Source organism: Bacillus cereus group sp. RP29 (genome assembly GCF_040459765.1).
GTDB lineage: Bacteria > Bacillota > Bacilli > Bacillales > Bacillaceae_G > Bacillus_A > Bacillus_A paranthracis.
The window spans coordinates 1,244,332-1,257,346 of the sequence record NZ_JARVHN010000001.1; the positions used below are offsets into that span (position 1 = coordinate 1,244,332).

Here is a 13,015-nt window from a genome sequence, read left to right on the forward strand (position 1 = left end):
TCACTCCCCCTGTAATAAATTGTTCACCGTTGTTGAAACCATTCCCCAGCTTTGTTTAAATTCTTCAAGCTGTTCTAATCCTTTATCCGTTACGTGATAATATTTTCTCTTTGGCCCAAGTGAGGAGGCTTTTAATGTTCCTTCAATCAATTTTTCTTTTTGCATACGTAACAATAACGGATATATGCTTCCTTCACTTACGAATGTAAATCCGTGTTTATTTAATTTTGTACTCAGTGCATATCCGTACACTTCTTCTTGTGAAATGATGTATAGGATGCAACCTTCGAGTACACCTTTTAACATTTGGCTGTGCATGATTTCACCACCTTTTACTCAGGTAACTTGCTGTGCAAGGTAGCTGTTATCCAAATTGTAACATTCGGTAACTTGCAACGCAAGTTACCGAGGTGGAAAACTTTAATGCGTTTTAATTTTTCCGCGTTCCCCATACTAACGAGAGGAGGGAAGTATATGAAACCGTTTATGCCAAAACTCGTTTACTTTGAACCGAAGGCACTTGAATATCCGCTTGGAAAAGAGCTGTATGAGAAGTTTACGAAGATGGGATTAGAGATTCGTGAAACGACATCCCATAATCAAATTCGAAATTTGCCGGGTGAAAATGATTTGCAAAAGTATCGTAATGCAAAAGCGACGCTTGTCGTTGGGGTGAGGAAGACATTAAAGTTTGATACATCAAAACCGTCAGCTGAATATGCAATTCCGCTTGCAACAGGATGTATGGGACATTGTCATTATTGTTACTTGCAAACGACACTTGGGAGTAAGCCTTACGTTCGCGTGTATGTGAATCTTGATGAAATATTTGAGAAGGCACAGCAATATATGGATGAAAGAGCACCTGAAATAACAAGGTTTGAAGCTGCTTGTACATCAGATATCGTTGGGATCGATCATTTAACACATGCATTAAAGCGGGCGATTGAATTCATTGGAGAAAGTGAGCATGGGCGTTTACGTTTCGTTACGAAATATTCGCACGTTGATCATTTGTTAGATGCAAAACATAATGGGAAAACTCGTTTTAGGTTTAGTATTAATTCACGGTATGTAATTAAAAATTTTGAGCCGGGGACGTCACCCTTTGAAGAGCGTATTGAAGCAGCACGTAAAGTAGCAGGCGCTGATTATCCACTTGGTTTTATAGTTGCGCCACTTTATATGCATGAAGGATGGGAAGAAGGATACCGTGAATTATTTGAAAGACTGTACAATGCACTAAAAGATTTGTCCATACCGAATTTAACATTTGAATTAATTCAACATCGCTTTACAAAACCAGCAAAAAAGGTCATTCAGGAGCGTTATCCGAGTACGAAGCTTGAAATGGATGAAGAGAAGCGTAAATATAAATGGGGACGGTACGGCATCGGGAAATACGTATATAAAAAAGATGATGCGGAAGTATTGGAAGAAACAATAAGAGGCTATATATATGAGTTTTTTCCTGATGCAGAAATACAATACTTTACTTAAGAGGAGTCTGTATACAAATACAGATTCTTTTTTGTTTTATATATTTAGGCTTGTTTTCAACTTGTCACGTTATTCTTTCTGGTGTATCATTTTATTGATTGCTTCGTACGGAATGAGCAAAATGAAATTGGATGGAGGAAACCGATGCCTACCCCTAGTATGGAAGATTATATTGAACAAATTTATTTGTTGATTGATGAAAAGGGTTATGCCCGCGTATCTGATATTGCTGAAGCGCTTAGTGTACATCCATCCTCTGTAACAAAAATGGTGCAAAAATTAGACAAAGATGAATATCTAATTTATGAAAAATATAGAGGGCTTGTATTAACATCAAAAGGTAAAAAAATTGGAGAACGTCTCGTATACCGTCATGACTTGCTAGAGCAATTTATGCGTATTATCGGTGTGGATGAAAGTAAGATTTACAATGATGTAGAAGGAATTGAACATCATTTAAGCTGGGAAGCAATTGATCGCATTGGTGATTTAGTGCAATACTTTGAACAAGATGAGGTTCGAGTGGAAACACTTCGTGGTGTTCAAAAAGCAAATGAAGAGAAAAGTAATTAAAGGGAACGTATGTCGTTTCCTTTTTTATTTCAATCGAAAAGGATGGGAGAATTATGAAAGCAATTATTTTTGATTTTGATGGATTAATTGTGGACACAGAAACAATATGGTTTCACTCTTTCAGAGACGCCGTTCGTGAGTATGGTGGAGATTTACCTTTAGAGGAATTTGCAAAGTGTATTGGAACGACAGATGATGTACTGTATGCATATTTAAATGATCAATTAAAAGAGAAGTTTAACAAGCATGCATTAAAAGAAAAAGTGAAAACTTTACATAAAGAGAAAATGAAAATAACAGAAGCTCGTGACGGGGTAAAAGAATACTTACAAGAAGCGAAAGAAATGGGATTAAAAATCGCATTAGCTTCCAGTTCATCTAGAGAATGGGTTATTCCTTTTTTGGAAGAGCTACAAATTCGAGATTATTTTGAAGTCATTAAAACGAGAGAAGATGTTGAGAAGGTAAAACCAGATCCAGCACTTTACCGAGTGGCAATAGAAGGTTTAGGGATAGATTCGTCTGAAGCCGTTGTATTTGAAGACTCGTTAAACGGATTGAAAGCAGCAATTGCGGCAGGGTTAACGTGCGTTGTTGTACCGAATGATGTAACACGGAATTTACCCTTTGAAAATCATCATCTTCGAATTGAAAGTATGAAAGATAAAAGCTTGAAAGAAGTACTGCAAAATATAAAGAAAGACCGTATTTCCTAAAAGGAAGCACGGTCTTTCTTTTTGTTTTTTTTACCTTCAATGACAGTTAAATGAGATTGTTTTCTTTTTCGCTTTAAAGAAGAAAGATTCCCTTTTTTCCCTTTGTCATTAGAAGCGTTTGATTTAAAGAAAGAATTGCTTAGGGGTGCTACATTTTGTTTCCCATGCTTGCGGCTCGATTGTTTTGCAGCGCGCTTATATGAGCTTTGCGAATTTGCTGAACCGCTAGAGTTTGTAAACATTTTGTAGAGTAAATAAAAGATACCAACGACAGCCAACATGATACCAATATTTCTTAACACTCCCATTGGATCTGTAATGACAGATGAAACAAGGCCGAATATTGCTAATCCGATAATAAGCACAAATATAGCGAAAGTAAACGAACGACCGTTCATAAGGAACACCTCCTAAAAACATATATTAAAATTAGTATATTAACGATGAGGAAAGGAGTTGAACACCATTTTTAAATAATTATTGTTTGTTTTCTAAACGTAATAATTCTTCAAACGATGCAATGGCTACTTCCACTTGATCATCTGTTGGTTCTTTCGTTGTTAATAGTTGTAGCCATAATCCGGGATATCCAAGTATGCGTAATACTGGAATATCGCGTAATCGATTCGTAAATTGTAACACTTCAAAAGAAATACCGAGAACGACTGGAATTAATAAAATTCGGTTTACCACTCTGGCCCAAAGTGGATCTGTAGGGACAAGGAAATAAACAAACATTCCAATAATGACTGTAAATATAATGAAGCTACTGCCACAACGATAATGAAGGCGAGTTTGTTTTTGAACATTTTCTACAGTCAATGAAAGATTATTCTCATAGGCATTAATTACTTTATGCTCCGCACCATGGTACTGAAATACCCGCTTAATGAGTGGCGTTAAAGAAATAAAGTATATATAGCTCAGTAATAACAGGAGCTTAATGACACTTTCGACAATGATTTGCCCTGTATGAGATGGGAAAATCGGTCTCGTTAATTCAGCTAGTAATGCAGGAACTGCTGTGAAAATGACTTTACCGAATATGAAAGATAAAACCCCAACTGCTGCAACTCCTAATACCATCGTTAACTTCGATTGTTCTTCTTTTTTATTTGCAATTTGTTCATCTTCTTCTGGGTGAACATCAAATCGTTCTGAAGCAAAGTTTAAATGTTTTGCCCCGTTCGCGCTTGCATCCACAATAGCGGCAATCCCTCGTAAAAATGGAATTTTTTTCAGGATAGATAATGCTTTATTACGAACGCGTGGTAATCGATAAAATTCAATCGATTTATCTTTACGACGAACCGCTGTAACAGTATATTCTCTACCGCCAAACATAACTCCTTCTATGACTGCTTGCCCGCCATATATTTGTTTTGACTCTTCTGCCATGTTAACACCAACCTGTATTTGTTTCTCTCTTATGTAGAAAAAGAGGCAATTGTCATACTGGGTTCTGTCGTTTTGAAATAAGACAATCACCGAGTTTCCTTTATTTTATCGACAAATACAAGTAGATGACAAGGAAAAATGTTACGAGAGTCGGACATTTCTTATTCTTTTTATAGACAAATTTCGCAGTATTTAAACATGGTTCAAAATAGTTTCGGGCATACTATTGAGCGGAGGTGTTGATGTGAGTCAAGAACATATAGGAACAAGAAATTTTGTGCAAATTGGTTTATTTGGTGGACTCTTTTGGGGAGGAATATGGTATTTTCTTCATATATTTTCATTTACAGAAGCGGGACCGAACTATTTACTTCTACCATTTGCCTTTGGAAGTTGGAAAGAAGGGGTATGGGGAAATGTGTCAGGAATTGTTTGTATGGGACTACTTTCGATTTTAATTGCCTTTTTGTATAAAGCGTTTTTGGCAAAGTTTGAAGGAATTCTGCCAGGGATTATTTATGGTCTATTTTGGTGGGCGTTACTATTTTTCGGAGTGGGGTTAATAGCGCCTGCTATTAAAAGTGCACTCCATTTACCGAAAGAAACAATTGTGACGACGATATGCATTTTTATATTGTATGGTGTATTTATAGCATACTCTGTTTCTTACGCAGTAAATACCAATAAGGCCGAGCGAGAAGGGGAAGAGAAGACAAACTATTCAAACAAGTAACTCCTATGTTAAAATGTTATATAGACATTTAATATTAAGGAGTTTTAAGCATATGAAAAAGGTACTCCTCGTAAACGGTCCTAACCTAAATCGCCTCGGTGTCAGAGAGGTAAATGTATATGGAAAGGGCACGCTAGCGACACTTGAAGCAGATATGAAGCAAGAAGCAGAAACAATGGGAGTGGAGTTAGAATGTTTCCAATCGAATCATGAAGGTGCGATTATCGATCGTATTCATGAGGCGGAAGATATATATGAAGGGATCATTTTAAATCCTGGAGCATTTACGCATTATAGCTATGCGATTCGAGATGCAATTGCAAGCATTTCGATTCCTGTTATTGAAGTACATATTTCTAACATTCATCAGCGTGAGTCGTTCCGTCACGAATCTGTGACGGCAGCTGTTTGTGCGGGACAAATTGTTGGATTTGGTTTTTATGGCTATAAGTTAGCGTTATTTGCATTAATGGAGAAATTGAGGGAGGCATAAAGTAATGGAGAAAATCGAAAGATTAAGAAGTGCATTTGATGAGGCTGGTATTGACGGTATTTTATTAACAAATGAACATAGTCGTAGATATATGGCTAACTTCACAGGAACAGCTGGTGTTGTACTCATTTCGAAAAACCGCGCTCAATTTATTACAGATTTCCGTTACGTAGAGCAAGCTACTAAACAAGCGGTTGGATACGAGATTGTACAGCATGCGGGATTAATTATCGATGAAGTTGCAAAGCAAGTGAAAGAATTAGGAATTCAAAAGCTTGGCTTTGAGCAAGATACTCTTACATATAGTTCTTATTCAGCTCATAAAGAAGCGATCGATGCTGAATTTATCCCAACTTCTGGGCTTGTAGAAAAGTTACGCTTGATAAAGACTGATTCAGAGATTAAGATATTAAAGGAAGCTGCACAGATTGCAGATGCTGCCTTTGAACATATTCTATCATTCATTCGCCCGGGAGTATCTGAAATTGAAGTGTCAAATGAACTTGAATTTTTCATGAGAAAACAAGGAGCAACATCTTCTTCGTTTGATATTATCGTTGCTTCAGGTCTTCGTTCGGCATTACCGCACGGCGTGGCATCTGAAAAAGTGATAGAAACAGGAGATTTCGTTACATTAGACTTCGGCGCTTATTACAAAGGATATTGCTCTGATATTACTCGTACGATTGCAGTTGGTGAACCATCTGATAAATTGAAAGAAATTTATAATATCGTTTTAGAAGCACAATTACGTGGTGTGAACGGTATTAAAGCTGGTTTAACTGGCCGTGAAGCGGATGCGTTAACACGTGATTACATAACGGAAAAAGGATACGGTGAATACTTCGGACATTCTACTGGTCATGGAATCGGTCTTGAAATCCATGAAGCACCAGGTTTAGCATTCCGTTCTGATACAGTACTTGAACCAGGTATGGCTGTAACAGTAGAGCCAGGTATTTATATTCCAGGTATTGGCGGCGTACGTATTGAAGATGATATCATTGTGACAAGTGAAGGTAATGAAGTAATTACGAAATCACCAAAAGAACTTATTATTTTGTAATACACAGGAGGATTTTTTTACATGATTTCAGTAAACGATTTTCGTACAGGTTTAACAATTGCAGTGGATAATGGCCTTTGGCAAGTACTTGATTTCCAACACGTAAAGCCAGGTAAAGGTGCTGCATTCGTTCGTTCTAAACTACGTAACCTTCGCACAGGTTCTGTTCAAGAGAAAACATTCCGTGCTGGTGAGAAAGTAGAAAAAGCACACATCGAAAACCGTCGTATGCAATACTTATACGCAAGCGGTGAGTCTCACGTATTTATGGATAACGGAACTTATGAGCAAATCGAACTTGGTGAAAAACAAATCGAGCGCGAGCTTAAATTCCTAAAAGAAAACATGGAAGTATCTATTATGACTTACCAAGGCGAAGTACTTGGTGTTGAACTTCCAAACACAGTTGAATTACAAGTTACAGAAACAGAGCCAGGTATTAAAGGTGATACTGCTTCTAACGTAACAAAACCAGCTACATTAGAAACTGGCCTTGTTGTACAAGTACCAATCTTCATTAACGAAGGCGAAACACTTATCATCAACACTGGTGAAGGTAAATACGTTTCTCGTGCATAGTAGAAAAGCACTCGTGATTATCACGAGTGCTTTTTTATAGAAAATAGGGCAAATAATAAATCGCTGTTATAACAAAACTAACGAAGACAAGTGAAAGGGTACCCATAATATATGGAGTTAAAATAATTTGAAATGGTTTTATTTCACCAGTTTCAATGCCAGTCAGTGTTTTACTGATTGCGTGATCCGTAATGTTGTTTCTATGATTACTCATAATAATTAGCCATGTAATTGCAAATATTGCTAAACTACCAAGGAAAAAGGCTTCCATGAATGACCAGCCGACCAATGATGAAAAAAGATAAATAAGAGCTAATTCTACTACAACGGTTAAATTAATTTTCAATGCCTTCATATTTTTCCTCCTCATTTTGTAATTCCAACCAGTTTAAAAATTTTTCACGTGACACGACGTGCAGAGAGCAAGATGACCTTACTTCTTTCTCTAGTGCAGCGTGTTCGTATGGAAACTTGTTTTCCACATGTAATGAAATATAAGGTAGTTTTTCTTGTGCTTTTAAAGAGCGAATATTATTCGTTTTAGCACCAGCAAATACATAGGAAAGTTGTAAGTCTAAAAAAGCAATCTTAAAAATTTCTTTTTTTACAGCCTCATTATATCCTTTTCCCCAGTATGGATAGCCGAGCCAGCTGCCAATGTGAGATTGTTTCTTCTCGTAATTAATATGTTTAAGTGTGGTGAGACCAATTATTTCATTCTCTGCATTTACAATCACTCTCGATAAAGACTTCTTTTGGCGTTCTTCTTCTATGGCGAAAAGAAGGAATGCTTTCGTGTCTTCGATTGTTTCTACTTTTATTCCTAATGCGTTTTTTACATGTGGATCACTTGATAGCTTGAAAATCGCATTTGCATAACGGAAATCGAGTGGTAGTAAAGTAACTCGTTGCATCATTTTCCCTCCTTTTCAATAAATATACCATAAAATACCATTATTATTAAGAATATTCAAATTATTATAGGCGGTAGATAAAAATTATGTTTTTAATTCTGAAATAGACAACCTCTGCATATGGTTGTACAAATATATTCTTTTTTAGCACATGCACTAGTAACCGTTATGGGAGAAGGTGGGAGAATGAAACAGTGGCTAGCGGCAATGGAAACATCTGTGCTTGTAATGGGGCTACTTCGGTTGTTTTCAGGTAGCGCGGAAATATTCGCCGCTTTGCTTATGCTTTATGTGAATGATGCGAAGAAAGCATTGTTTATAAATGGTATGTTGGCGTTTGTTGGACCGACCGTATTAATTTTAACAATGACAATAGGCATAGCGAGTGTGGCAAGTGAGATCTCTTTCTTGAAACTCTTTTTTCTAGCGCTTGGAATTGGCTGCATTTTTATCGCGTTGTTGAAATAAGTAAGTCGAGTATAGTGGGGCGAAGCTGATGAAAGAAGTATTAGAAGTTTTACCAAAAACGATGAAGCAGTTAGTGGAAAATTGTAAGCAGTACGATGCTCTAGAGGAAATCCGTGTTCGAATTGGAAGACCGCTAGAGTGTATTGCTCAAGGTGAAGTGTTTTTTTATGACTATATCGTTACAGCAGAGGATGCTATTTACTTATTGAATAAGTTAAGTCACTTCTCAATTTATACAATGGAAGAAGAATTAAAGCGTGGGTATGTGACACTCCGAGGTGGGCATAGAATAGGCTTAGCAGGAAAAGTTATTACAGAAAAAAGCACAGTGAAAATGATTCGAGATGTCTCTTCCTTTAATATTCGTATTGCTCGTCAAAAAATAGGGATTGCTGAACCGCTTTTGCCCTATTTGTATGAATCACGATGGTTAAACACGATGGTAATTGGCCCGCCGCAAACGGGGAAAACAACACTTTTAAGAGATGTAGCACGTTGCATGAGTCAAGGTGTAAGTACTTCGAAAATTCCTTCTTGTAAAGTCGGGATTGTTGATGAACGGTCAGAAATTGCTGGCTGTGTGAAAGGCATCCCGCAATATGACTTTGGCACACGAGTAGATGTGTTAGATGCATGTCCAAAAGCTGAAGGAATGATGATGATGATCCGTTCTATGAGCCCAGATATATTAATTGTGGATGAAATTGGTCGTAAAGAAGATAGTGAAGCAATTATGGAGGCTGTACATGCAGGGGTTCAGCTTTTTATAAGTGCACATGGATTTTCCTATGATGATGTTGTGAAACGCCCATCATTAAAGGCAGTGCTAGAGCTCGGCATTTTTGATAGGTTTGTGGAATTGTCAAAAGCAAGAGGGCCAGGAACAGTTATGCAAGTGAAAGATAAATATGGAAAACCGGTATTACCTCATAGAAAGGCTGAGGGCGTATGGTGAAAATATTTGGTGCAGTGTTAATCGTTGCGGTCAGCACCTTTTTCGGGTTTTCATACGCCAAAAGATACAGTGAGAGACCGAGGCAACTTAGATTATTAAAAGCGGCACTGCAATCATTAGAGGCAGAAATTATGTATGGGCATACACCATTGTCTGAAGCCGCTGAGCGATTAGTGAAACAAATGCCGAAGCCGTTAAATTGGATATTTCAAAGTTTCGCTAGCAGGCTAGAAAGTGGAGAACAAACAGTTAGAGAAGCTTGGATAGATAGTTTGAAAGAAAATTGGAAGCTAACAGCATTTCAACAAACTGAGTATGAGATTTTGCAGCAATTTGGTGAAACGCTCGGACAACATGATCGTGAATCACAACAAAAACATATTCGGTTATGTATTACACATTTAGAGAGAGAAGAAGAAGAAGCGAAAGCATTACAGCTGCAATATGAAAAGATGATTAAGAGCTTAGGAGTACTAGCGGGGCTACTTATTGTAATTTTACTGCTATAGGGGGGAGAAAGGCGATGTCCATTGATGTTGGATTAATATTTCAAATCGCCGGAATCGGCATTGTTTTAGCTTTCATTCATACTGTACTAAAAGAATTAAAGCGTGAGGATATTGCAAATTGGGTTATCCTCGTCGGTTTTGTCGTTATTTTATTTCATGTCGCATTTTTAATTAATACACTATTCGACAAGATTAAAAGTGTCTTTCTCTTCCAGTAAAGGGGGCGGTTCGAATCGAAATTATACAAATTGTCGGATTAGGCCTCGTTGCTACGTTTTTAGCGGCTGTATTGAATCAGCATAAATCTAGCATTACGTCATTATTTATTGTGTTCGTAGGTAGCGTAATGTTCCTTCTTTTAATCGATCAAATTCACGCTATTTTACAAATGATTGAGAGAGTAGCGAGTGAAGCGAAAGTTAGCAACGTATATGTAGAAACGTTGCTAAAAATTATTGGGATTGCTTATATCGCTGAGTTTGGAGCGCAAATTACAAAGGATGCAGGGCAGGGGGCAATCGCTTCGAAAATTGAATTAGCTGGAAAGATTTTAATTCTCGTTATGGCGATCCCTATTTTGACGGTTGTAATTGAAACTATTCTCGGATTTTTACCGACGGGATAAGGGGGAGTGAATGTTGAGGGGGTTTGGAGCTAAGCTGCTATTTGCTTGCTTCCTTTTCTTTTCTTTACCAGTTGTTGTACAAGCTTCTCCTGTAGAGACAAACGTCGTTGATCAACAATTGGATAAGCTCGGAATTGAAGATGTGAAGCAATTTTGGGACGGGCTTGTTACAAAATATGGAGGTTACTTACCAGAGAGTCAAAAAGGTAGCTTTATGGAGTTTGTAAAGGGAGAAAAAGAAATCTCTATAAAAGAGTGGATGCTAGGTTTATTAAAGTACTTATTTCACGAACTTGTTGCAAATGGGAAACTACTCGGAACGCTCATTATGCTCACAATTTTTAGTGCATTGTTGCAATCACTGCAATCTGCATTTTCAAAGAGTAGCGTAAGCAAAATAGCCGATGCAGTTGTATATATGGTACTAATTATTTTCGCTTTAAATAGCTTTTATGTCGTTATGACATATGCAAGAGAAACGATACAAACAATGGTAGATTTCATATTAGCGTTATTACCTATCTTGCTTGCACTCATAGCGACAGGTGGTGGCGTTGTATCCGTATCGTTTTTTCATCCGATTATCATCTTCTTAATGAATACGAGTGGGCTTTTGATGAATTATATCGTTCTACCACTTTTATTACTTGCAACGATATTAAGTATTGTAAGTACGATGAGTGATCAATATAAAGTTACGAAATTGTCCAAGCTTCTGCAAAACGTTAGCGTCGGGATTATCGGTATTTTTTTAACGATTTTTTTAGGCGTATTATCTGTACAAGGAACAGCGACAGCTGTTGCGGATGGAATCGCTGTGAAAACAGCTAAATTTGTAACAGGAAACTTTATTCCCGTAGTAGGAAGAATGTTTACAGAGGCGGCGGATACAGTTATTAGTGCGTCGGGATTATTAAAAAACACAGTCGGAATTATCGGACTCGTCATTCTATGTTTAATTGTCGCTTTTCCAGCGATTCAAATTTTTTGCATCGCATTTATTTATAAGTTCGCAGCAGCAGTATTGCAACCAGTTGGCGGCGGAGCAATCATTCAATGTTTAGATATCATTGGACGGAGCATCATTTATGTATTTGCTTGCTTAGCTATCGTATCGTTTATGTTCTTTTTAAGTATCACAATTATTATTGCTGCGGGGAACATTACACTTATGATGCGGTAGGAGGTGAAGGGTATGCAATTTGTTACAGAGTGGATTAGAAATATTATCGTTTTTTTACTCTTAGCGACAATGCTTCATCTTATTCTTCCAAATTCCAATTTGCAAAAGTACGTTAAATTCGTTGTAAGTCTATTATTAGTTGTTTTAATTTTAACGCCCCTTTTTAAACTATTGCAAACAGATGTAAATGAAGTAATCGCAAATTTTAATGAAGAGAAGTACGTAGCAGAAGGATCTGTAAAAAATTCAATAGATTCGAAGAAAAAAGAAATACAAGCTCTAACACGTGCATATAGTTTAGAAGAGATGGCTACCAAAATGAAAAAAGAAGTAGGAAAAGAGTTTGAGAAACAGTATGGTATGTCAGTCTCTGAAATACAAATAGTCGCAGCGGAAAGCACAGCGGAAGTAAAGTCAGCGAAAGATATTCAATCTGTTGTTGTGACGTTGAAAGAAAAAGAACGTAGTAAAAATGATGCAATCGAAACAGTAAAACCAGTTGAAATTAATACGAAAGAACCACCGAAAAAAGTAGAGGAAACGAATGGAGAAATGAAAGACTTCTTTTCAAGCAGGTGGCAACTAGAGAATAAACAAATCCAAGTTCAAATGGAAGGGAGGACAGGTAGAGTAAATGGACAATAAAGATAAAAATTCGAAGTTCTCATTTTTTCGAAACTTATTGAATGGAGATGAAAAAGAAAGTAATGAGAAGGGAAAAAAGGTAACACCTAAGTTCTTACTTGTCCTACTCATACTTGGAATGTTGCTTATGTTTTCTAGTAGTTTCTTTTCAAGTAAAAAAGAAGAAGTACCTGTATTTAAAGAACAAAAAACTCAAAACCAAGAAAAAGACGTACCAACTTTTGGACAAAAAAATAATGATAATATGTCAATTGTAGAAAAATATGAAAAAGCGTATGAACAAGAATTAAAAGCAGCCTTAGAAGAAATAGCAGGAGTAAAAGATGTAACGATTAATGTAAATTTAGACTCATCAGAGGAAAAAATATTAGAAAAAAATACAGTGAAACGTTCACAAACAACAGGTGAAACAGATAAAACAGGTGGCAAGAGGGAAGTAGAAGATGAGTCTCTTGATGAAAAGACAGTCATTATACGTGAAGGGGATAAAGAAACTCCCGTTGTTTTACGAACAGAGAAACCGAAAGTGCGAGGTGTTCTTGTCGTAGCAAAGGGAGTGGATAATATACAAGTTAAAGCGATGGTAAAAGAAGCTGTCATACGGCTACTAGATGTACCAGCCCATCGCGTTTCAGTTTCACCGAAAAATTGATAGGGA

Annotated in this window: 20 protein-coding genes; 15 read left to right on the forward strand and 5 right to left on the reverse strand. The window is 36.9% G+C overall.

The annotated features are described in order from the left end of the window. Positions 1–318 carry a PadR family transcriptional regulator gene (locus QCI47_RS06510; protein WP_309422244.1) on the reverse strand — a complete coding sequence of 106 codons (318 nt, stop codon included), beginning with the start codon at positions 316–318 and terminating at the stop codon, positions 1–3. Positions 319–474: 156 nt separating this feature from the next. Here QCI47_RS06510 and splB point away from each other — a divergent pair, with 156 nt between their 5' ends. From splB to QCI47_RS06525, 3 genes are all read left to right on the forward strand, one after another. Beyond that, entirely contained in the window at positions 475–1,500 is a 1,026-nt protein-coding gene (gene splB / locus QCI47_RS06515) for a spore photoproduct lyase (RefSeq protein WP_000802117.1), read from the forward strand. 144 nt (positions 1,501–1,644) lie between these two features. Further along, complete coding sequence (gene mntR, locus QCI47_RS06520) at positions 1,645–2,073, forward strand: transcriptional regulator MntR (protein WP_001143073.1); 429 nt, start codon at positions 1,645–1,647, stop codon at positions 2,071–2,073. A 53-nt stretch (positions 2,074–2,126) separates the two neighbouring features. Further along, the gene (locus QCI47_RS06525; protein ID WP_000643907.1) at positions 2,127–2,789 is read left to right on the forward strand and encodes an HAD family hydrolase; all 663 of its coding nucleotides are present in this window, start codon (positions 2,127–2,129) and stop codon (positions 2,787–2,789) included. Here the strand turns inward: QCI47_RS06525 and QCI47_RS06530 are convergent. Next, on the reverse strand, positions 2,786–3,187 hold the full coding sequence (locus tag QCI47_RS06530; protein ID WP_001014446.1) for an SA1362 family protein: 402 nt from the start codon (positions 3,185–3,187) through the stop codon (positions 2,786–2,788). The genes QCI47_RS06525 and QCI47_RS06530 overlap by 4 nt on opposite strands. 79 nt (positions 3,188–3,266) lie before the next feature. Further along, positions 3,267–4,187 (reverse strand): DUF1385 domain-containing protein, encoded by a 921-nt coding sequence (locus tag QCI47_RS06535; RefSeq protein WP_000797107.1) that lies wholly within the window; start codon positions 4,185–4,187, stop codon positions 3,267–3,269. Between the two features lie 244 nt (positions 4,188–4,431). On the opposite strand from QCI47_RS06535, the gene QCI47_RS06540 reads away from it, so the two are divergent. Genes QCI47_RS06540 through efp form a run of 4 tightly spaced genes read left to right on the forward strand, consistent with a single transcriptional unit; the run spans position 4,432 to position 7,058 of the window. Continuing rightward, on the forward strand, positions 4,432–4,920 hold the full coding sequence (locus QCI47_RS06540; protein WP_000076575.1) for a YqhR family membrane protein: 489 nt from the start codon (positions 4,432–4,434) through the stop codon (positions 4,918–4,920). Positions 4,921–4,972: 52 nt separating this feature from the next. Next, positions 4,973–5,413 carry a type II 3-dehydroquinate dehydratase gene (aroQ, locus tag QCI47_RS06545; RefSeq protein WP_000757087.1) on the forward strand — a complete coding sequence of 147 codons (441 nt, stop codon included), beginning with the start codon at positions 4,973–4,975 and terminating at the stop codon, positions 5,411–5,413. A 4-nt stretch (positions 5,414–5,417) separates the two neighbouring features. Next, complete coding sequence (pepQ, locus tag QCI47_RS06550; protein WP_000411051.1) at positions 5,418–6,479, forward strand: Xaa-Pro dipeptidase; 1,062 nt, start codon at positions 5,418–5,420, stop codon at positions 6,477–6,479. A 21-nt stretch (positions 6,480–6,500) separates the two neighbouring features. Beyond that, complete coding sequence (gene efp, locus QCI47_RS06555; RefSeq protein ID WP_000626512.1) at positions 6,501–7,058, forward strand: elongation factor P; 558 nt, start codon at positions 6,501–6,503, stop codon at positions 7,056–7,058. A 34-nt stretch (positions 7,059–7,092) separates the two neighbouring features. On the opposite strand, the gene QCI47_RS06560 is transcribed toward efp, so the two are convergent. Together QCI47_RS06560 and QCI47_RS06565 are read right to left on the reverse strand one after the other, a co-directional pair. After that, positions 7,093–7,413 (reverse strand): hypothetical protein, encoded by a 321-nt coding sequence (locus tag QCI47_RS06560; protein WP_000645558.1) that lies wholly within the window; start codon positions 7,411–7,413, stop codon positions 7,093–7,095. Then, complete coding sequence (locus QCI47_RS06565) at positions 7,394–7,972, reverse strand: GNAT family N-acetyltransferase (RefSeq protein ID WP_001190073.1); 579 nt, start codon at positions 7,970–7,972, stop codon at positions 7,394–7,396. Before QCI47_RS06565 ends, QCI47_RS06560 begins: the two co-directional genes overlap by 20 nt. A 186-nt stretch (positions 7,973–8,158) precedes the next feature. Here QCI47_RS06565 and QCI47_RS06570 point away from each other — a divergent pair, with 186 nt between their 5' ends. From QCI47_RS06570 to spoIIIAG, 8 genes are read left to right on the forward strand one after another with little or no spacing between them, the layout of a single operon-like run. After that, positions 8,159–8,440 (forward strand): YqhV family protein, encoded by a 282-nt coding sequence (locus QCI47_RS06570; protein ID WP_000816054.1) that lies wholly within the window; start codon positions 8,159–8,161, stop codon positions 8,438–8,440. A 28-nt stretch (positions 8,441–8,468) separates the two neighbouring features. Continuing rightward, positions 8,469–9,395, forward strand: a complete 927-nt coding sequence (gene spoIIIAA, locus QCI47_RS06575) for a stage III sporulation protein AA (RefSeq protein WP_000665886.1) — start codon at positions 8,469–8,471, stop codon at positions 9,393–9,395. After that, positions 9,389–9,904 carry a stage III sporulation protein SpoIIIAB gene (gene spoIIIAB / locus QCI47_RS06580; RefSeq protein WP_000238697.1) on the forward strand — a complete coding sequence of 172 codons (516 nt, stop codon included), beginning with the start codon at positions 9,389–9,391 and terminating at the stop codon, positions 9,902–9,904. Before spoIIIAA ends, spoIIIAB begins: the two co-directional genes overlap by 7 nt. A 14-nt stretch (positions 9,905–9,918) precedes the next feature. Beyond that, entirely contained in the window at positions 9,919–10,122 is a 204-nt protein-coding gene (gene spoIIIAC / locus QCI47_RS06585; RefSeq protein ID WP_000020914.1) for a stage III sporulation protein AC, read from the forward strand. A 23-nt stretch (positions 10,123–10,145) separates the two neighbouring features. Then, positions 10,146–10,529: a stage III sporulation protein AD gene (gene spoIIIAD / locus QCI47_RS06590; protein ID WP_077317075.1), complete on the forward strand. Its 384-nt coding sequence runs from the start codon at positions 10,146–10,148 to the stop codon at positions 10,527–10,529. A gap of 10 nt (positions 10,530–10,539) precedes the next feature. Next, on the forward strand, positions 10,540–11,712 hold the full coding sequence (spoIIIAE, locus tag QCI47_RS06595; RefSeq protein ID WP_000943695.1) for a stage III sporulation protein AE: 1,173 nt from the start codon (positions 10,540–10,542) through the stop codon (positions 11,710–11,712). Positions 11,713–11,724: 12 nt separating this feature from the next. Beyond that, on the forward strand, positions 11,725–12,357 hold the full coding sequence (gene spoIIIAF, locus QCI47_RS06600) for a stage III sporulation protein AF (protein WP_001161050.1): 633 nt from the start codon (positions 11,725–11,727) through the stop codon (positions 12,355–12,357). Beyond that, positions 12,347–13,009 carry a stage III sporulation protein AG gene (gene spoIIIAG / locus QCI47_RS06605; RefSeq protein WP_309422237.1) on the forward strand — a complete coding sequence of 221 codons (663 nt, stop codon included), beginning with the start codon at positions 12,347–12,349 and terminating at the stop codon, positions 13,007–13,009. The genes spoIIIAF and spoIIIAG overlap by 11 nt, the downstream gene beginning before the upstream one ends. Positions 13,010–13,015: the final 6 nt, after the last annotated feature.